This is a genomic window from Nonomuraea sp. NPDC001699 (assembly GCF_053596455.1).
Genome location: NZ_JBSFGF010000006.1, coordinates 230,252 through 250,030 on the forward strand (window position 1 = coordinate 230,252; position 19,779 = coordinate 250,030).

General features: G+C 71.7%; 17 protein-coding genes. 9 read left to right on the forward strand and 8 right to left on the reverse strand.

The genetic code is table 11. The annotated features are described in order from the left end of the window. Window positions 1-2: 2 nt before the first annotated feature. From ACWCSU_RS20365 to ACWCSU_RS20380, 4 genes are all read right to left on the reverse strand, one after another. A complete protein-coding gene (locus ACWCSU_RS20365; protein ID WP_449936690.1) occupies window positions 3-1,223 on the reverse strand; it encodes a Gfo/Idh/MocA family protein in 1,221 nt (406 codons plus the stop codon). After that, complete coding sequence (locus ACWCSU_RS20370; RefSeq protein WP_357700516.1) at window positions 1,224-3,290, reverse strand: hypothetical protein; 2,067 nt, start codon at window positions 3,288-3,290, stop codon at window positions 1,224-1,226. It lies immediately after the preceding gene. A 10-nt stretch (window positions 3,291-3,300) separates the two neighbouring features. After that, window positions 3,301-5,250, reverse strand: coding sequence for a hypothetical protein (locus ACWCSU_RS20375; protein ID WP_449936692.1), 1,950 nt, complete (start codon window positions 5,248-5,250; stop codon window positions 3,301-3,303). Between the two features lie 172 nt (window positions 5,251-5,422). Continuing rightward, window positions 5,423-6,220, reverse strand: coding sequence for an IclR family transcriptional regulator (locus ACWCSU_RS20380; protein ID WP_357700520.1), 798 nt, complete (start codon window positions 6,218-6,220; stop codon window positions 5,423-5,425). 161 nt (window positions 6,221-6,381) lie between these two features. On the opposite strand from ACWCSU_RS20380, the gene ACWCSU_RS20385 reads away from it, so the two are divergent. From ACWCSU_RS20385 to ACWCSU_RS20425, 9 genes are all read left to right on the forward strand, one after another. Beyond that, window positions 6,382-7,719 carry an aspartate aminotransferase family protein gene (locus tag ACWCSU_RS20385; protein WP_449936693.1) on the forward strand — a complete coding sequence of 446 codons (1,338 nt, stop codon included), beginning with the start codon at window positions 6,382-6,384 and terminating at the stop codon, window positions 7,717-7,719. Continuing rightward, window positions 7,706-8,887 carry a mandelate racemase/muconate lactonizing enzyme family protein gene (locus ACWCSU_RS20390; RefSeq protein WP_364100916.1) on the forward strand — a complete coding sequence of 394 codons (1,182 nt, stop codon included), beginning with the start codon at window positions 7,706-7,708 and terminating at the stop codon, window positions 8,885-8,887. Before ACWCSU_RS20385 ends, ACWCSU_RS20390 begins: the two co-directional genes overlap by 14 nt. Continuing rightward, the gene (locus ACWCSU_RS20395; protein WP_449936694.1) at window positions 8,877-9,719 is read left to right on the forward strand and encodes an amidohydrolase family protein; all 843 of its coding nucleotides are present in this window, start codon (window positions 8,877-8,879) and stop codon (window positions 9,717-9,719) included. Before ACWCSU_RS20390 ends, ACWCSU_RS20395 begins: the two co-directional genes overlap by 11 nt. Next, window positions 9,716-10,477: an SDR family NAD(P)-dependent oxidoreductase gene (locus tag ACWCSU_RS20400; RefSeq protein ID WP_397040916.1), complete on the forward strand. Its 762-nt coding sequence runs from the start codon at window positions 9,716-9,718 to the stop codon at window positions 10,475-10,477. Before ACWCSU_RS20395 ends, ACWCSU_RS20400 begins: the two co-directional genes overlap by 4 nt. A gap of 170 nt (window positions 10,478-10,647) precedes the next feature. Beyond that, the gene (locus tag ACWCSU_RS20405) at window positions 10,648-10,926 is read left to right on the forward strand and encodes a metal-sensitive transcriptional regulator (protein WP_357700530.1); all 279 of its coding nucleotides are present in this window, start codon (window positions 10,648-10,650) and stop codon (window positions 10,924-10,926) included. 22 nt (window positions 10,927-10,948) lie between these two features. Further along, window positions 10,949-11,161 (forward strand): heavy-metal-associated domain-containing protein, encoded by a 213-nt coding sequence (locus tag ACWCSU_RS20410; protein ID WP_364091978.1) that lies wholly within the window; start codon window positions 10,949-10,951, stop codon window positions 11,159-11,161. Further along, window positions 11,158-12,114: a hypothetical protein gene (locus ACWCSU_RS20415; protein WP_449936695.1), complete on the forward strand. Its 957-nt coding sequence runs from the start codon at window positions 11,158-11,160 to the stop codon at window positions 12,112-12,114. The genes ACWCSU_RS20410 and ACWCSU_RS20415 overlap by 4 nt, the downstream gene beginning before the upstream one ends. A gap of 27 nt (window positions 12,115-12,141) precedes the next feature. Next, window positions 12,142-14,382: a heavy metal translocating P-type ATPase gene (locus ACWCSU_RS20420; protein WP_449936697.1), complete on the forward strand. Its 2,241-nt coding sequence runs from the start codon at window positions 12,142-12,144 to the stop codon at window positions 14,380-14,382. 126 nt (window positions 14,383-14,508) lie between these two features. After that, entirely contained in the window at window positions 14,509-15,702 is a 1,194-nt protein-coding gene (locus ACWCSU_RS20425) for a MalY/PatB family protein (RefSeq protein WP_449936700.1), read from the forward strand. On the opposite strand, the gene ACWCSU_RS20430 is transcribed toward ACWCSU_RS20425, so the two are convergent. The 4 genes from ACWCSU_RS20430 to ACWCSU_RS20445 form a co-directional block, all read right to left on the reverse strand. After that, window positions 15,663-16,637 (reverse strand): C40 family peptidase, encoded by a 975-nt coding sequence (locus tag ACWCSU_RS20430; protein ID WP_449936701.1) that lies wholly within the window; start codon window positions 16,635-16,637, stop codon window positions 15,663-15,665. The two genes, ACWCSU_RS20425 and ACWCSU_RS20430, sit on opposite strands and share 40 nt — an antisense overlap. A gap of 205 nt (window positions 16,638-16,842) precedes the next feature. After that, a complete protein-coding gene (locus tag ACWCSU_RS20435; protein ID WP_357700542.1) occupies window positions 16,843-17,331 on the reverse strand; it encodes a universal stress protein in 489 nt (162 codons plus the stop codon). A gap of 32 nt (window positions 17,332-17,363) precedes the next feature. Beyond that, the gene (locus ACWCSU_RS20440) at window positions 17,364-18,797 is read right to left on the reverse strand and encodes an MFS transporter (protein WP_357700544.1); all 1,434 of its coding nucleotides are present in this window, start codon (window positions 18,795-18,797) and stop codon (window positions 17,364-17,366) included. Window positions 18,798-19,065: 268 nt separating this feature from the next. Further along, window positions 19,066-19,542, reverse strand: a complete 477-nt coding sequence (locus ACWCSU_RS20445; RefSeq protein WP_449936703.1) for a DUF4396 domain-containing protein — start codon at window positions 19,540-19,542, stop codon at window positions 19,066-19,068. Between the last annotated feature and the right edge of the window lie 237 nt (window positions 19,543-19,779).

The following is a 19,779-nucleotide window of genomic DNA, read 5'->3' on the forward strand; positions in this document are numbered from 1 at the left end:
TCCTAGGATGCCGGCACGGTGACGACCGTGCCGCTGTGCCGGGCCTTCTCGGCGGCGAAGACCGCGAGGTGGCTGTGGAGCGACTCGGTGGGGCCCGAGCGCACGTGTGCGGGGTCGCCGGTGGCCAGCGCGGTGACGAAGGCGTCCATCACGCCGTCGTCCCCGCCGCCGTGGCCGTCGCCGGCGTTCGAGCCGGTCTCGGTGACGTCGCGACGGGTGCTGCGGCCGTCGCGGAAGTCGAGCACCTCGACCGACTCGCCGTCGCCGATCAGCCGCCCGTGGGTGCCGAAGATCTTCGTCTGGCGGTGGGTCTGCTCGGTGAAGGCGGTCATGGTGAACGTCGCGGTCGCCCCGCCGGTCAGCTCCATGGCGAGCACCTGGTGGTCGACCACGTCGTTGTCGCAGGCGTACACGCACCTGCCGTACGGGCCGGTGCGCAGGGCGTCCATGACCTGCTCCTCGTTCTCGCCCAGGATGCTGGTCGGCCAGTCGTAGCCGCGGTTCAGGTACAGCCGCGGCGCCGAGTACGGGCACCCGGGCTCCAGGACGCAGTCGAGGCAGCGGTCGGCGGCCTGCGCCGGTCGCCGCTCGGGCCTGAAGTGGCCGAGCGAGCCGAAACTGGCGACCTTCTCGATCCTGAGCCCGGTGACGTAGGCCAGCCAGTCCAGGTCGTGGGAGGACTTGGCCAGCAGCATCGGGCTGGCCAGGCGCTCGCTGCGCCAGGGGCCGCGCACGTAGGAGTGCGCCTGGTGCCACCAGCCGACCGGCTCCAGGTGCTCGACGCTCATGACCTCGCCGAGCACCCCGCTGTCCACGGTCTCCTTCACCAGCGCGGTGTAGGGCGTGTAGCGCAGCACGTGGCAGACGGCGAGCAGCACGCCCGTCCCGGCGACGGCCGACACGATCTCGCGGCACTCCTGCTCGGTCGGCGCCATGGGCTTCTCCAGGAGCAGCGCGTAGCCCGCCCGCGCCAGGGCGATGGCGGGCTCGACGTGCAGGCGGTCCTGGGTGGACAGGACGACGGCGTCGGCCACCCGCTCGCGCAGCAGCTCGCGCCAGTCGCCGAACTCGCGCACCCCGGGCCCGGCCAGCCTGGCCCGGCGGACGGGGTCGGGGTCGGCCACGGCGACCAGCTCCGCCCGGTCGGGGTGGGCGGCGATCCAGGAGGCGTAGGTCTGGCCCCGGTTGCCCGCCCCCGCGACGGCCAGCGTTACTTTACGCACCTAAATCACCAGATTTCCCGAGGTAAGGACCTTCGGCCCGTCGGCCGGCAGCTCCCTGGCGACGCCCTCCTCGACGTTGCCCGTGTGCTGGACCACCTCGAAGGCCTTGATCGACAGACGGCCGCCGCCGAACTGGCAGCCGGTCGCCGTGTAACGGTTCCTGCCGGAGTCGAGCTGGACGTGGGCTCCGGCGTTCTGGCTCCGGACCCCGGCGAGCTGCCAGGAGACCAGCCCGGCGCCGTCCACCCGCGACAGCCCGGCCTCGGCCAGCTCGGTGCCGCCGTCGAGGCGGACGCGCTGGTCGGCCTTGCCGGCGGCGGCCAGGCCCACGTTCTTGACCGTGCAGCCGGTCAGCGACACCGACCCGGCGAGGACCAGCGGGGCCGCGCCCTCGGCGCCGTTCAGCGTGGAGCCGGACAGGCGCAGGTCGGCGCCGTTGAAGGCGTTGCCGTTCAGGCCGTGGAACGTGGTGCGGCTGACGTGCACCGGCGCGGTCACGTTCGCCTGGACGATCTCGCTCTTGGCCGGGACGGTGAAGACGCAGCCCTCGATCAGGTTGGGACGGCGCGACAACTTCGACTGCTGCGAGACGATCAGCGTGTGGCTGGCCGAGCAGCCGCGCATCTGCACGCCGTCGGCGTTGACCCAGATCATGCCCGAGCCCTCCAGCGACGGCTTGCCGATGACCTGGAGGTCCTCCAGCGTCAGGTCGGTGATCTTCACCCGGGCCACGAACCACGAGCAGACGTGCTTGCGCACGGTGATGCGCTTGGCCGCCGAGCCCCAGGCCGCGCCGGAGTTGGCGAAGGTCATCAGGCCGGAGTTGCCGGTGTAGGTCAGGTCGTGCTCGTACTGGCCGTGGGTGACGAACGGCCCCTGGTCGTCGCCGTCGCCGTGGCAGTTCTCCACGTAGCAGTAGGCGCTGGCGGTGAAGTCGTTCAGGTGGCGGGCGTTGGCCGTGTGGCAGTCGCGGACGTGGCCGTACAGGCAGTAGATCTGCTGGGTCAGGTAGCCCGCGCCGCCCCAGGTGACGCTGGCGGGGTTCTTCAGGGTGCAGCGCTCGGTGCGGAAGTGGGTGGCCCAGCGCCGCATGATCAGCGGCCAGAACGTGCCCGTGCCGTGGAGGCCCTCGACGTCGCAGTGGACGGCGTACTCGTAGGCCAGCGGGTGCGAGCCGGTGTACTGGTCGCCGTCCGCGACGCCCTCGAAGCGCAGGTTGCGCACGTGCACGCGCTCGACCGGCTCGACGAGCGTCCAGGTGATCGTCCGGCCGGCGGCCAGCTCCCAGCCGTTCTTGTAGTTCACCCGGACGTGCGTGCCGTCGACGATCTGGGTGATCTCGACCAGCTTCTGCAGCTCGCGCTCCCAGCGGCCGGACAGCGCGTTGACCTCGGCGCTCCACCACTGCCCGACCTTGAAGGCGGCGGAGTCGGCGACCTCGAAGACGTCCGACAGGTCGGGCACCGCGGCGCCCAGCTTGTGGGTGACCGTGGTCGAGGTGACCTTGCCGCGGAAGAACATGACCGCCGCGAACGGGTCGTCCTGGCCGGCCTTCTCGATGCCCACGGTGCGCATCGTGTGACCGCCGAAGTCCAGCACCAGGCCGGAGCGCTGGAACTTGTGCCGCTTGACGAAGTTGAGGTCGCTGTGGGCCTCGATCCTGGAGACGGCGGGGTCGTTGACCATGGCCTCCAGGGCGGCGTCCGCGGGCGTCCTGTCGTCGAAGACGCCGAAGGCCCGGAAGTCGAGGCAGCCGTCGTGGAGCTGGATCCAGCGGCCCTTCGGCGCGGAGCCGAGCACGGTGCCGCCGTTGGCGGCGGCCGTGGAGGCCGCGTCCCAGCGCACGAGCTTGCCGCCGCCGTCGCCCGGCTTGAGGTAGCCCGCGACCTGCGCCAGTGTGCCGTCCGCCAGCTTGGCGGCCTCGAAGGCGAGCAGCTCGGCGACGGTGCCGACCGCCTGCACCTCGTCCTTGGGCTTCTTGTCCGGCTCGGCGAGCGCGGGCCTGGCCGCCAGGACGGTGCCGACAGCCGCTAAACCGGTGACGCGCAGGATGTCACGACGTTCCATGGGTGGTTCCTTACAGTGCGAGGGTGTCGGCGATGAGGACGCGGGGGCCGGCGGGCGGGAAGGCGCGCTCGACGCCCTCCTCGGTGCAGCCGGTGTGCACCAGGACGGTGGCGGCGGTCAGGTCGAGGCGGCCGCCGGTGAAGCGGGAGCCGGCGGCGCGGAAGCGGTTGTCGCCGCCGGTCAGCTCGACGCGGGTGGCGTCGGCCGTGCAGGCGGCCAGGTCCCAGGTCAGGACGCCCGGACCGGCGGCACGGCCGAGGACGGCGCCGTCCAGCGTGACCCCCTCCAGGCGCAGCCGCTGGTCGCGTACGGCGCTCAGTTCGATCCGCACGCCGTCGACCCGGCCGCCGCTGATCACGACGTCGGACGAGCCCAGCGAGACCTGGCCCTTGCCGCTCAGGACGCACCCGGTGAGGCGCAGGGGACCGGAGCCGCGCAGCGTGGCGCCGTCGAGCCCGGTGATGACGCACTCCTTGAAGTGCAGCGCGTTGCTCACCGGCGTCTGGACCAGCACCTGGTCCTTGGGCAGGTCGAAGGAGCAGCCCTCGATGACGTTGGGGCGGCCGGAGCGGTTGGAGCGCTGGCCGATCGCGACGGTTCTGGCCGAGCAGCCGCGCATGTGCAGGCCGTCGGCGTTCACCTGGAGCGTTCCCGCCGGGTCGAACGTCGAGCGGGGGATCACCCGCACGTCCTCCAGCGTCAGGTCGGTGATCTTCGTTCCGGCCACGAACCACGAGCACAGGTGCTTGCGCACGGTGATGCGCTTGGCGCTGGTGCCCCACAGGGCGCCGCTGTTGGCGATGTCCATGAGGCCGGAGTTGCCGGTGAAGACCAGGTCGTGCTCGTACTGGCCGTGGGTGGTGAAGGGGTTGCCGCCCTCGTCGTCGCCGTCGCCGTGGCAGTTCTCGACCGTGCAGTAGGCGCTGGCGGTGAAGTCGTTGAGGTGGCGGACGTTGGAGGTGGTGCAGTCGGCGACGTGGCCGTACAGGCAGTAGATCTGCTGGGTCAGGTAGCCCGCGCCGCCGTACATGACGGTCGGGGGGTTCTTCAGGCTGCAGCGCCGGGTGCGGAAGTGGGTGCACCAGCGCCGCATGATCACCGGCCAGAAGCTGCCGGTGGCGTGGACGTCCTCGACGTCGCAGTGGACGGCGTACTCGTAGGCGATCGGGTGCGAGCCGGTGTACTCGTCGCCGCCGGGCGCGGCCACGAAGCGCAGGCCGCGCACGTCGACGCGCTCGACCGGGTTGACCAGCGTCCAGGTCAGCGTACGGCCGGCCGCCAGCTCCCAGCCGTTCTTGTAGTTCACCCGGACGTGCCGGTCGTCGACGATCTGGGTGACCTGGACCAGGCGCTGGAGCTCGCGCTCGTACGTGCCCGCCAGCGCGTCGACCTCCACGGCCCACCACTGGCCGACCCGGAACGAGCGGGAGTCGACCTCGAAGACGTCGGCCAGGTCGGGGATCGTGGCCGTGAGCGTGCCGGTGACGGTGGTCCGGGTTCGCTCGCCCTGGAAGAACAGGACCGCGCCGAAGGGGTTGTCGTGACTGTTCTTCTCGATGCCCTCGGTGGTCATGGTGTGGCCGCCGAAGTCGAGCACGACGTCCGAGCGCCGGAAGGTGTGGCGCTTGACGAAGTTGAGGTCGGTGTGGGCCTCGATCCTGGAGACGGCCGGGTCGTTGACCATGGCCTCCAGCGCGGCGTCCGCGGGCGACTTGGGGTCGAGGACGCCGAACGCCCGGAAGTCGAGGCGGCCGTCGTGGAGCTGGATCCAGCGGCCCTTCGGCGCGGAGCCGAGGACCGTGCCGCCGTTGGCGGGCGCGGTGGAGGCCGCGTCCCAGCGGACGAGCTTGCCGCCGCCGTCACCGGCGCGATGGTAGCCCGCGACACGCAGCAGCGTGCCGTCGGCGAGTCGGGAGGCGTCGAGCGCGAGCAGGCGTGCGACGTCGCTTACATGGTTCATGGGGGGAGGCCTTCGGGAACGGGGTGATGGGAAGGCCGGGCGTGCGAAGGCGGGCAGGCGGCGGCGCTGCGGCCCAGGACGTCCGGCGCCGGGGCCGCGGCGCTCGGAGTCGGATCTTCGCCCGAAACGATTGGCGAGGACGCTAGACAGTGGTGGCGGATCTGTCAAGCCGTCACGCGGGATGCCCGAGCTGCTGGGAGATCATCGCCGCGGTCTCCCGCACCTCCCGGCCGAGCTCCTGGTAGCGCCAGGCGGGCAGGTCGCGCTTGAGCGAGGTGATGCTGATCGCGCCCACGCAGGCGCCGGTGTGGTCGCGCAGCGCGCTGCCGATGCAGAAGATCCCGTCGGCGTCCTCCTCGTCGTCGACCGCGTAGCCGAGCTCCCTGACGGTCTTCAGGTGGGCCAGCAGCAGCGGCAGCTCGGTGATCGTGTGGCCGGTCCGGCGCGGCAGGCCGACGTGGCCGACGACCTTGGCGACCTCCTCGTCGCTCATCTCGGCCAGCAGCGCCTTGCCCAGCCCGGTGCAGTGGGGCAGCTCCCTGGTGCCCATCCGCAGGTCGACCTGGATGCGCTCGCCGTTGCTCACCTGGTCGACGACGACCGCCTGCCCGGCCTCGGGCACGGCGAGCCGGGAGTTCATCGCGGTCCGCTCGGTGAGCTCGACCAGCGCCGGCCGCGCCACGTCGCGCAGCGAGAGCTGTGCCTGGGCCCTGGCCCCCAGCCTGGCCAGCGCCATGCCCAGCCGGTAGCGGCGGTTCATGCCCTCGCCGTCGTCGGCGACCAGGCTGTAGCCGCGCAGCGTGTAGAGCGTGGCGAAGGCGGCGCTCTTGCTCAGCCCGCAGGCCGCGGCGATCTCGGTCACGCTCATGCCGCCGCCCGGCCCCACACGGGACAGGACCTCCAGCACCTCGGCGGCGCGGGCGACGCTGCGGACCCAATATCGCGATTCCTCAGCAGCAGTGTTCGTCACAGCCGAACAGCTTAGCGGAATTCATCGTTGACCCCCACCCATCTTCGTGTTTCAATCTCCCTCGTCTGTTCGGTATTGCCAAACACTGTTCGGAATTTGTGGCGGATGACCAGCGCTCCCCAGGCCGGGCCGGGCCGGGAAGCGCGTCAGAGGAGAGAGATTTGAAGCACCTAGCCGAGCGCGCACGCCAGGTCATCCCCGGCGGCGTGAACAGCGGGCAGCGCAGCATTCCCGGGCTCACCGACCTGGTGATCACCCATGCCGCCGGCGCCCGCTTCCGCGACTCGCAAGGACGGGAGTTCGTCGACTACCACGCCGCCTTCGGCCCGCCGCTGCTCGGCCACAACGACCCCGACGTCGGCGCGGCCGTCGCCGAGGCCGGCCGTACGGTCGACCTGTGCGGCGTCGGCGTCACCACGGGTGAGGTCGAGCTGGCCGAGACGCTGGCCGAACTCGTGCCGAGCGTGGAGAAGGTGCTCCTGACCAGCACCGGCAGCGAGGCCACCTTCCACGCCCTGCGCGTGGCAAGGGCCGCGACCGGCCGCCGGCTCGTGGTGAAGTTCCAGGGTTGCTACCACGGCTGGCACGACGCGGTCAGCCTCAACGTGATCTCCACGCCGGAGAAGGTCGGCACGCACGACCCGATCTCGACCGGCATCCTGCCCGAGGTGCTCCAGGCCACGCTGGTCCTGCCGTTCAACGACGCGGAGGCCGTCCGCCGGGCGTTCGCCGAGCACGGCGACGACATCGCCGCCGTCATCCTGGAGCCGGTGCCGCACAACGTCGGCTGCCTGCTGCCCGAGCAGGAGTTCCTCCAGACGCTGCGCGCCGAGTGCACCAGGGCGGGGAGCGTGCTGATCTTCGACGAGGTCATCACCGGCTTCCGTCACCACCTGGGCGGCTGGCAGGCGATCTCCGGCATCACCCCCGACCTCACCACCATGGGCAAGGCGATCGCGAACGGCTACCCGGTGGGCGCGCTCGGAGGCCGCGCCGATCTCATGGAGCTGTTCAGCTCGCGGCCCGGCGGCCCCGCCTTCTTCGCCGGCACCTACAACGGCCACCCGGCCGTCGTGGCGGCCGCCCTGGCCACGCTGCGCAAGCTGCGCGAGGAGCCGGTGCACGAGCACGTCTTCCGACTCGGCGAGCGGATCAGGACCGGGCTGGCCGAGGTCTTCGCCTCGCTGGACCTCCCGGCGCTGGTCAGCGGTTACGGCTCGGTCTTCGTCGGATATTTCATGACCGGACCCGCCCGCACCTACGACGACCTGCTGCGCAATGATGCCAACATGTTCATCGGGTACCGCCGCCGCCTGCTGGAGCACGGCATCTTCGAGCTGCCGCTGAACCTCAAGCGCAGCCACGTCTCCTACGCCCACACCGACGCCGACGTCGACCACCTGCTCGAAGCGGCCGCCGTCGCGGCCACCCTGGCCCGCGGCGACGTGCTCGACCTCACCGACGCCAGCACGATGGGCGGAGCCGATGCTCACCGTTGACACCAAGCGCCCGGTCGGGCCCGCCGGCCGGATCAGCCGCGTCGAGACCCTCTCGCTCGGCACCGCCTGGCGCGACTTCTCCTACGTGCGCGTCCACACCGACGAAGGTCTGAGCGGCATCGGCGAGATCACCCACCCCTACCGGGGCCGGGAGACCTGCTCGCTGACCGAGGCCATGGCGCAGCGCCACCTGATCGGCGCCGATCCCTTCGACGTCGAGGAGATCTGGCTGCGGATGTACCAGGGCGACTTCCTGCGCGGCGGCGACGTCGGCGGCATCGTCGTCTCCGGCGTCGACCAGGCGCTCTACGACATCATGGGCAAGGCGCTGGGCGTGCCCGCCTACCGGCTGACCGGCGGCGCCTGCCGCGACTCGGTGCGCGTCTACGCCAACGGCTGGTACACCGGCGAGCGCGACCCGCAGGTGTTCGCGGCCAAGGCCAAGGAGGTCGCCGCCCGCGGCTACACCGGGCTGAAGTTCGACCCGTTCGGGGCCGGGCTGGGCGAGCTGTCCCGGGCCGAGCTGCGGCTCTCGGTCGACATCGTCGCGGCCGTCCGCGAGGCCGTGCCGGACCTCGACCTCTTCGTCGAGGGGCACGCCCGCTTCGCGATGCCGACCGCCGTCCGGCTGGTGCGCGAGCTGGAGCCGTTCGACCTCGGCTGGTTCGAGGAGCCGCTGCCCTGGACGCACATCGAGCGCTACGCCGAACTGCGCGCCCGCGCCGCCATGCCCATCTCCGGCGGCGAGCACTTCCACAACCGCTACGAGTACGCCCGGCTGTTCGCCACCGGCGCGGTCGACATCATCCAGCCCGACCTGTCGATGGCCGGCGGGTTCACCGAGATCAGGAAGCTCGCCGCGCAGGCCGACGTGCACGCCATGCTGGTCGCCCCGCACAACTCCAACTCCCCGCTGTGCACCACGGCCTCCGTGCACGCCGTGCTCGGCATGCCCAACCTGCTCGTCCTGGAGACGTTCGACGGCATGCTGGAGCCGTACGTCTTCGACGCGCTGAAGGGCGCCCTGCCCGTGGTCGACGGCCACATCGGGCTGCCGGAGCGGCCGGGGCTCGGCGTCGAGCTGGCCGACGAGGTCTTCGCCGAGCACCCGCCCTCCCACCGGTTCTGGAACATGTTCAAGGAGGGCTGGGAGAAGCGTGATCGTTGACGTCCACTCCCATCTGTTCACCTGCCCGGACGACGTCGGCGACCCGTTCGCGGCCGAGTCCGCCCGCGCGCACGGCGGTCACGTCGACCTGACCGTGCGCTGGGCGGACTACGCCGCCACCTCGCCCCCCGGCACCCGTACCGTGGTGGTGGGCGGCAAGGCCAGGCGCTCGGGCCTGTGGGTGGACGACGCCGCCGTGGCCGCCTACGCGGCCGAGCACCCCGACCGGCTCATCGGCTACCTGTCGCTGGACCCCACCCAGCCCGGCTGGCGCGACGAGCTGGAGCACGGCCACCGCGACCTGGGGCTGCGCGGCATCAAGCTCATGCCGATGTACGCCGGCTTCGACCCGGCCGCCCCCGAGCTGGACGACCTGTACGCCTACGCCGCCCGCCACGGCCTGCCGCTGCTCGTGCACACCGGGACCACGTTCGTCTCGGCCGCCCCCCTGCGGTACGCCCTGCCGGTGCACCTGGACGAGGTCGCCATCAGGCATCCGGAGCTGCGCATGGTCCTGGCCCACCTCGGCCACCCGTACGAGGGCGAGTGCATCGCGGTGATCCGCAAGCACCGCCACGTCTACGCCGACGTCTCGGCCCTGCACTACCGGCCCTTCCAGCTCTGGCACAGCCTGCGCCTGGCCCAGGACTACGGCGTGTGGGCCAAGCTCCTGTTCGGCAGCGACTACCCCTTCACCACGGTGGACGCCTCGGTGGAGGGGCTGCGGGCCGTCGGCGCGGTCCCCGGCATCCCCGGGCTGCCGCCCCTGGACCGTGAGGAGATCGAGAAGCTCATCCACCGCCCGTCGCTCGACCTGCTGGGGCTGTCATGACCGAACTGGCCGTGGTCACCGGGGCCGCCAGGGGCCTCGGCCAGGCCATCGCCGCGCGCCTGACGGCCGACGGCTACCGGGTGGTCACCGTCGACCGGCCGGGCGCGGGCTGCGCGTACGGCTTCGACCTGGCCGACACCGAGGGCCTGGCCGGGCTCGCCGACGAGGTCCGGCGCGACCACGGGCCGATCCACGTCCTGGTCAACAACGCCGGGGTGGCTCGCCTTGAGCACTTCAACGAGATCACCGTGGCCGGCTGGCAGGCCGTCATGCGGGTCAACTGCGACGCGCCGTTCTTCCTGTCCCAGCGGGTGGCCGAGCACATGATCGCCGACGGCGTGCGGGGCCGGATCGTCTCCGTCTCCTCCAAGAACGGCCTCATGGCCGAAGCCGGCCTGGCCCACTACAACGCCTCCAAGGGCGCCCTGGAACTGATCACCCGTTCGCTCGCCGCCGAGCTGGGAGCCCACGGCATCACCGTCAACGCCGTCGCGCCCGGCATGATCGCCACCCCGATCGACGGCGACTTCCCCTTCGACCGCGAGGCCTTCGAGGCGGCGTGGGAGGAGCGCATCCCGCTGCGGGGCGGGTACGGCCAGCCGGACGACGTGGCCGGCGCGGTCGCCTACCTGGCTTCGGAGGCGGCCCGCTACGTCACCGGCTCCACCCTGGTCGTGGACGGCGGGGTGCTGGCCGACCAGATGCCGCGGCTCAGGTTCATGCCGCCGTACCGGAACTCGCTGCGACCCGGTTCCTGAATCCCGCGTCCGACCTGCGGCGCCCGGCCGGTTCATCGGCCGGGCGCCGCTGCGTTTCAGGGCTGCTCGAACACCTCTGCCGCGAATCAGCACGTCGGAGCCCCTTGCCTTCTGGATACCATAGGGGGGTATAGTGTTCTCAACGGCAACGAGCCGAGGGAGGGCTGGACATGGCTGGACGCAGTAACAAGCAGGACCAAGGGATGCGGTTGCGCCGGATCGAAGGGCAGGTCCGCGGCCTGCAGCGGATGGTCGAGGACGACAAGTACTGCATCGACATCCTGACCCAGGTGTCGGCCGCGACCAGCGCCCTGAAGTCGTTCTCCCTGTCGCTGCTTGAGGAGCACCTGGCCCATTGCGTCGCCGAGGCCACCCTGAAGGGCGGTCCCGAGGCCGACGCGAAGGTCAAGGAAGCCTCCGACGCCATCGCCAGACTTGTTCGTTCCTGACCGGATTGAAGGAGAGACCGATATGAGCACCACCACCTACACCGTCAAGGGCATGACCTGCGGCCACTGCGTCAGCTCGGTCAAGGAGGAGGTCGGCGAGGTGGCCGGGGTGACCGGCGTCCAGGTCGACCTGGCCTCCGGCCTGCTGACCGTCGAGAGTGACAGCCCGATCGACGCGGCGCACATCGTCGCCGCCGTCGAGGAGGCCGGGTACGAAGTGGCGAATCAGTCGTGAACACCGCAGCCAAGCTCGGCTCCTACGCCCTGGGGCTGGCCGTCGTCTTCGGCGGCGCCCTGGGCGCCGGCAAGGCCGTGGGGCCGGTCGGGGCCGCACCCGCCACCGCCCACAGCGCCATGGCGGACACCGCGGAGAGCGCGGGTCACGACCAGCACGCAGCCCAGCAGACGACGAACGATACCCCCGGGGGGCTCCAAGTGTCAGAGAACGGTTACACCCTCAACCCGCTCACCGCGACGATCAAGCCCGGTGAGGCCACCGACTTCAGCTTCTCCGTGACCGGCCCCGACGGCCGGGCGGTCACCGACTACCAGGTCCAGCACGACAAGAAGCTGCACTTCATCGTGGTCTCCCGCGACCTGGGCAGTTTCCAGCACGTCCATCCGGAGATGGCGGCCGACGGGGTCTGGTCGGTCAAGGTCACCTTCCCCGAGGCGGGCGGCTACCGCGCCTTCGCCGACTTCGCGCCGACCGGCGGCGAGCCCCTGACGCTGGGCGCCGACCTGGCCGTGGGAGGCGACTACGCGCCCAAGCCGCTGCCGGCGGCGAGCCGTACGTCCAAGGTCGACGGCTATGACGTCACCCTCGAAGGCGACCTGACGCCGGGCCAGGCGAGCAAGCTCACCCTCAAGGTCAGCAAGGACGGCAAGCCGGTCACCGACCTGCAGCCCTACCTCGGCGCCTTCGGCCACCTGGTGGCCCTCCGCGCCCGCGACCTCGCCTACCTGCACGTCCACCCCGACGGCGAGCCCGGCGACGGCAGGACGAAGCCCGGCCCCGAGATCGTCTTCTACGCCCAGGTGCCGAGCGGCGGCGACTACCGCCTGTTCCTGGACTTCCAGCACGAGGGCGAGGTCCGCACCGCCGACTTCACCCTCGCCGCCGGGCCGGCGGCCGCCACGTCCGCCGCGCCGGCGACGCCCGGCGGGCACGGCAACCACAGCCACTGATCGAGCCACGGAGAAAGGGGAATGGTGATGTCTGCTGTCACCGATGACCGGCAGAACGCGGTCGAACTCTCGATCGGCGGCATGACCTGCGCCTCGTGCGCCAACCGCATCGAGCGCAAGCTCAACAAGATGGACGGCGTGACCGCCACGGTCAACTACGCCACCGAGAAGGCGAAGGTCACCTTCCCCGAAGGCGTCGATCCGCAGCAGCTGATCGCCCAGGTGGAGGCGGCCGGCTACACCGCCGCCCTGCCCGCGCCGCCCAGGACCGAGGGCGAGCCGGGCGAGCAGGAGCCGGAGGACGAGCTGCGGCCGCTGCGCAGCCGGTTGATCACTTCGGTGGTGCTGGCCGTGCCGGTGATCGCGATGGCGATGATCCCGCCGTTGCAGTTCACGAACTGGCAGTGGATGTCGCTGGTGCTGGCCGCGCCGGTCGTGGTCTACGCCGGTTGGCCCTTCCACAAGGCCGCCTGGACGAACCTGCGCCACGGCGCGGCCACCATGGACACGCTGATCTCCGTCGGCACCATCGCCGCGCTCGGCTGGTCGTTGTGGGCGCTGTTCTTCGGCAGCGCGGGCACCCCGGGAATGACCCATCCCTTCGCGTTCACGATCGAGCGCACCGACGGGTCGGGCAACATCTACCTGGAGGCCGCGGCGGGGGTCACCGCGTTCATCCTGGCCGGCCGCTACTTCGAGGCCCGCTCCAAGCGGCGGGCGGGGGCCGCGCTGCGCGCCCTGCTGGAGCTCGGCGCCAAGGACGTCGCCGTGCTGCGCGACGGCGTGGAGACCCGCATCCCCAGCGACCGGCTGGCCGTGGGCGACCGGTTCGTGGTGCGGCCGGGTGAGAAGATCGCCACCGACGGCGTGATCGAGGAGGGCACCTCCGCGGTGGACGCCTCGATGCTGACCGGCGAGTCCGTGCCCGTCGAGGTGCGGCCCGGCGACGCGGTCACCGGCGCGACGGTCAACGCGGGCGGCCGGCTGGTCGTGCGGGCCACCCGGGTCGGCGCGGACACCCAGCTCGCCCAGATGGCCAAGCTGGTCGAGGACGCCCAGACGGGCAAGGCCCAGGTGCAACGCCTGGCCGACCGCGTCTCCGGCATCTTCGTCCCGATCGTGATCGCGCTGGCCCTCGGCACCTTGGGCTTCTGGCTCGGCACCGGCGACGGCGTCGGCGCGGCCTTCACCGCCGCGGTCGCCGTGCTGATCATCGCCTGCCCGTGCGCGCTCGGCCTGGCCACCCCGACGGCACTGCTGGTCGGCACCGGCAGGGGCGCCCAGCTCGGCATCCTGATCAAGGGCCCCGAGGTGCTGGAGTCCACCCGCCGCATCGACACGGTGGTGCTGGACAAGACCGGCACCGTGACCGAGGGCCGGATGACGCTCACCGGCGTGCACCTGGCCGAGGGCGAGGACGAGGCCGAGGTGCTGCGCCTGGCGGGCGCCCTGGAGCACGCCTCCGAGCACCCGATCGCCCAGGCCGTCGCCAAGGGCGCCGCCGCCCGCGTCGGCGACCTGCCCACCCCCGAGGACTTCGCGAACGTCGAGGGCCTCGGCGTCCAGGGCATCGTGGACGGCCACGCGGTCCTGGTCGGCCGCCCGAGGCTGCTGGAGGAGTGGTCGCAGCACCTGTCGCCCGACCTGGAACGTGCTCTGCACGCCGCCCAGGCCGGCGGCAGGACCGCCGTGGCGGTCGGCTGGGACGGCAGGGCCCGCGCGGTGCTGGTCGTCGCCGACGTGATCAAGCCCACCAGCAAGGAGGCCATCAGCCAGCTCCGGGCGCTCGGTCTCACGCCCGTCCTGCTGACCGGCGACAACGAGGCCGTGGCCAGGACCGTGGCCGCCGAGGTCGGCATCGACGAGGTGATCGCCGAGGTGCTGCCCGCCGACAAGGTCGACGTCGTCAAGGAGCTCCAGGGCGAGGGCAAGGTCGTGGCGATGGTCGGCGACGGCGTCAACGACGCGGCCGCGCTCGCCCAGGCCGACCTGGGCCTGGCCATGGGCACCGGCACGGACGCCGCGATCGAGGCCTCCGACCTGACCCTGGTCCGCGGCGACCTGCTGGTGGCGGCCGACGCGATCAGGCTGTCGCGCCGGACGCTCGGCACGATCAAGGGCAACCTGTTCTGGGCCTTCGCCTACAACGTGGCCGCCCTGCCGCTGGCCGCGCTCGGCCTGCTCAACCCGATGATCGCGGGGGCCGCGATGGCCTTCTCCAGCGTCTTCGTGGTGAGCAACAGCCTGCGGCTGCGCCGCTTCAAGTGAACACCCCAGGAAAGGGCTCCGGGCACCCCGCCCGGAGCCCTTTCCGCGTTCCCGCGCTCGGCCCCGCCGCCGGGGAGTGGAACGGTCCGGCCTAGGCTCTGATCATCCGCACAGGAAGGACCCCCGTTGACCACCAACCCGGACGACATCCTCACCGCGCTCACCACCGAGGAACTGCGCCGGCGGCACAGCGTCAAGTGGCGCGAGTTCCCTCCCGACGTCCTTCCCCTGCGCATCGCCGAGATGGACACCCCGCTCGCCGAGCCCGTCGCCGAGGCGCTGACGTCGGCCGTCCGCCGGGGCGACACCGGTTACGCGCGGGCCGGAGGCCTGCCCGAGGCGTTCGCGGGCTTCGCCGCGCAACGGTACGGGTGGCACCCCGACCCCGCCGGGGCACGCGTGCTCCCGGACATCATGTCGGGCGTCGTGGAGATCCTCCGGATCATCACCGGACCCGGTGACCGCGTCGTCGTCAACACCCCCGGCCACCCGCTCTTCTTCACCTGGCTCGAACACCTCGGCCGCCAGGTGGTCCGCAACCCGCTGGCCGCCGGGCCCGACGGCCACCGCCTCGACCTGGACCGGCTGGAGCGCGACTTCGCCGCGGGCGCGCGGGCGTACCTGCTGTGCAACCCGCACAACCCCACCGGCCTGGTCCTCACCCGTGAGGAGCTGACCAGGGTCGCCGCGCTGGCCGACCGCCATGACGTGCGCGTCGTCACGGACGAGGTCCTGGCCCCCCTCACCTACGCCGGCCACCGGCACGTCCCGTTCGCGTCCCTGGACAGCCCGGCGGCGGCCCGTTCCGTCGCCTTCGTCTCGGCGTCCAAGGCGTGGAACATCGCCGGGCTCAAGGCCGCGCTGGCCGTCCCCGGGCCGGACGCCCGCGCCGACGTCGCGGCGATCCGCGAGGAGGTCGGCGAGGGCGCCGGACTGTTCGGGGTGCTCGCCTCCGAGGCCGCCTTCACGCACGGCGTCCCCTGGCTCGATCAGCTGATCACCGCCCTCGACGGCAACCGGCACCTGCTGGCCGGACGCCTGGCCGACCTCCTGCCCGCCGTCGCCCATCACCCGCCGCAGGCGGGCTATGCCGCCTGGCTCGACTGCCGCCCGCTGGACCTGGGCGACGATCCCGCCCAGGTGTTCCTCCAGCAGGGCAGGGTCGGCCTGTCGGCAGGGCTGAGGTTCGGCCCGGACAGCGGCGGGTTCGTCCGGCTCAACTTCGCCACCTCGCCGGCCCGGGTCGGCGAGGGCGTCGAACGGATGGCCGCCGCCGTCGGTCAGGGGCGGACCGCGCCGAGCAGCCGGGCGCGCCAGTAGTCGTCGAGGTCGACCACCTTGACGACGTCCCCGGTCTGGGGCGCGTGGACCATCTTGCCGTTGCCGGCGTACATGCCCATGTGTCCCAGCCCCTTGCTGAAGAGCAGGTCGCCGGGCTGCAACGCGTCGAGCGGGACGCGCCTGGCCGCGCCCCACGACCACTGCGTCCAGGTGGTGCGGGGCAGCGCGACCCCCGCCGTGCGCCAGGCGGCCTGGGTGAGGCCGGAGCAGTCGTAGGAGCCGGGGCCCGTGCCGCCGAACCGGTACGGCTTGCCGACCTGGGCGAAGGCGAACTGCAACGCCGCACGGGCGCTTCCGGAGGCCGGGCCGGTGTACCTGATCCCCGTACTGTTGGGATCGCCGCTGCGGAAGGCGTTGAGCTTGCGCAGGAGCTTGGTCTGCTCCGCCACCATCTTCTCGGCCTTGGCCTTCTCCGAGCGGAACTTGTCGCGCGCCGTGTCGGCCTCGGCGAGGACGGTCTTGGCCTGGTCGCGCCGGTCGCGCAGGTCCTTGGTGGTCGCCGCGAAGGCGGCCAGCTTCGCCGCTCTGGCCTGGGAGATCTGTTCGAGGGAGGCCATGCCGCTCAGCACCGTCTCGGGGCTGCCCTCGGCGACGAGGCGGCCCCAGCTGGTGATCGGGCCGGACTGGTAGTCGCTGACCGCCGTCGTGACGAGATCCTTGCGTAACTGGTCGGCCTGGGCGTTCTTGCGTTCGACCTCGGCGTTGAGCGCGTCGAACTTCCGCTTCGCCGTCTTGTATGCCTCGGACGCCTGGTTGTACCGCTCGACCACCTCGTCCGCCCGCTCGTTCAGCTTCACCAGCTTGGCCTTGGCCTTGGCGGGGGACGGATCGGCGAAGGCGACATCCGGGACGGAGAGCGCCCCGACCGCCGCCAGTGTCACGGCCACTGCCGCTCGCGCGAGCCTCGTCGCCACGACCACTACGATGCCTCCTCGTATGTCTCCATGCCTGAGGCGGAATAGTACAGAAAGTCTTCCTGAGTGTGGGCCTTTCGGGCGTACTACCCGGCGTAACAGACGGCCGTTCCGGCTCGTCTGGAGATACGCACGCGGTGTCGAGCGCGTTCACCGGCACGCGGAAACGCCCGGCTCCCGTGGGAGCCGGGCGTTTCCGACGGCCTCAGCGGGCCGCGCGATGCCCGGCGGCGCGGCGGGCGTCGGCCAGCGGCTTCGACGGGATGATCAGCGTGGGCCGCGAGGTGGCGTGCATGACGTGGGTGGACGTGCTGCCCGACAGCAGCGCGCGCAGCCCCTGCCGGCCCCGGGAGCCCAGGACGATCAGCGAGGCGTCGATCTCCTCGGCGACGGCGACGATGGTGGCGGCGACCACCTCCTCCGGGACCGAGGCGACCCGCGGCTCGGCCTTCAGCCCGAGGGTGCGAGCCAGGTCGGCGCCCTCGGCGGCCAGCCGCTCGGAGGCGTCCAGGGTCTTGGCGTCGATGTCCCGCAGATCCTCCAGGGCGGGATGCCCTTCGAGGTGGGCGGCGAGGCTCTCCAGGGGCTGACGGGCGTAGAGCACCACCGCGGAGGCGCCGGGGAACAGCCGGGCGGCCTCCTCGACGGCGTGGCGGGCGTCGGACGAGCCGTCGTAGGCGATGAGGATGGACATGGGGATCTCCTTCGGAGCTGTGGGCGTCGAGGTCAGCCGCGGGCGGCGGCAGGGGTCTCGTCGGCGGCCTCGGTGTGCACGGCGCCCCGCGAGCGCAGCGTCAGCGCAGCGATCAGCGCGCCGGCCACCGCGATCCCGGCGGCTCCCACGAAGGCCGAGGAGAAGCCGTCGGTCAGCGCGGGCAGGTTCCCCAGCTGGGCGGCGCCGTTCGCGGCGGCGACGGCCGTCATGGCGGCCAGTCCGAGCGCCGAGCCGACCTGGTAGCTGGTGTTGACGATGCCGGAGGCGAGGCCGCCCTCCTCGGGACGGGCGGAGGAGATCGCGGTGCCGAGGGAGGGGATGAAGGCCAGCGACATGCCGAGCGCGGCCACGAGGCTGGCGGGCAGGACGTCCACCGCGAAGCTGCCTTCGGGGCTGATCAGCGACAGCCAGCCCATGCCGACGGCGAGCAGGACGAGGCCGGCCACCGTGACGGCCTTCGGGCCGAACCGGTTGATGGCGCGCGGCGCCAGGACGATCATGCCGAGCATGATGAGGACGGTCATCGGCACCAGGGCGGCGCCGCTGGGGAAGGCGCTGTAGCCGAGCACCTGCTGCAGGTAGAGGTTGAGGAAGAACCACATCGGGATCCAGGCCCCGCCGAGCAGGAGCTGGGTCAGGTTGGCGGCGGCGAGGTTCGGCGTACGGAAGATCGACAGCCTCATCAGCGGCTCGCGGCGGCGGGCCTGGATGGCGAGGAAGGCGATGAGCAGCACCACGGCCGCGGCCAGCACGCCCCAGGTCTCGCCGGAGCCCCAGCCGACCTCGGGCGCCCGGACGATGGCGTACACGGCGGCACCGAGCCCGGCGGTGACGAACAGTGCGCCGAAGACGTCGATGGACCCGCGCTGGGACTGGCCGGCCGGCATCAGGGGGCGGGTGGCCAGCAGCGCGACCAGGGCGATCGGGATATTGATGTAGAAGACCCAGGGCCAGCTCAGGTACTCGGTGATGACGCCGCCGAGGAACACGCCCGCGGTGCCGCCCGCCGGGGCGGCCGCGCCGTAGAGGGCGAGGGCCTTGGTGAGCTCCTTGGGGTCGTGGCCGAACAGCATCATCAGCAGGGTGAGCGCGGACGGGGCGATCAGGGCCGCGCCGACGCCCTGGACGGCACGTCCGGTGAGCTCGACCCACACCTCGGGGGCGATGCCGGCCACGAGCGAGCCGGCGAGCAGGATCAGCCAGCCGGCGCCGAACAGCTTGCGTGCGCCGAACAGGTCGGAGAGCCGGCCGCCGAGCAGCAGGAGCCCGCCGAAGGCGACGACGTAGGCGTTGAAGACCCACGACAGGTTCTCCTGCGAGAAGCCGAGGTCTTCCTGGATGCGGGGAAGGGCCACGCCGATGATCGACGTGTCCATGATGACGATGAACTGGGCCGTGGCGATCAGGGCCAGGGCGGTCCATCGCCGGGGGGATGGTGTGGACATGAGCATTCTCCAGCGTTACGCCGTACCCCGGTGGGGGATGCGGGTGGTTTCTCGGTTCAGCTGTATACCTGTAGGGGGTATCTGGCGATGAACATACATACACCGGGGGGGTATCTGTCAAGTCCACGTGGGCGGTCGTTCGGAGATTCGGTGCGGCGCGCGGATCGGGGCGGCGCTTCAGGGTGGCCGCCGCCGGCCCGCCGTCCATGTCCCGAGCAGGTGCGGACGACGGGCGGGGCGGCTCATCGCCTGCCCGGGGCGGGTCTTCTCAGTGGCCCTGGTGGTACTGGTGGATCACCGCGTGACCCTTGCCGCGGGAGATCAGCCACTTGTTCACCGGCGTGGTCAGCAGGAAGGCCACGAGCAGCGACCCGGCCAGGGCCGCCCAGAACAGCCAGTCGGCCAGCCCGGCGTCCATGGCGCCCGGCACGGTCACCATCACGGTGTTGTCCAGCACCTCCATCAGCGCGATCGAGATGGTGTCGGCGGCCAGTGCCACCTTCAGCGCCGACCTGAAGTCCAGCCCGGCGCGCAGCACGCCGCGCATGGTCAGCGCGTAGCCGAACACGAACGCCAGCGCCACCGACAGGATCACGGTGGCGAGGTTGGACAGGCCGGCCGCGGTGCCGATCACCATGCCGAGCACCTCGCCGATCGCGCAGCCGGTCAGGCAGTGCAGGGTCGCCTGCGCGGCCGTGGCCCAGGTGGCGGCGGGCGGGTGGTGGTGATGTCCGCTATGGTCCATGATGTGGCTCCAGGGGGTAGGGGTATGGGGTATGCGTCCGGGTCAAGGGGCGGGCCTCCTGGTGGACGAAGAAGGGAAAAGGGGACGATTTCGCCCGAATCGTAACTCTACTATCATGATTAGTAGAACTTCGTTCAAGGGTTCTTCGGTGTGGCTCGGCAGTCCGAGGTCCGCGGGATGTGGTCGCGGCGTTTCAGGACGCGGCCGGGCGGCCGGACGCGCTCGGGTGGCGTCGGC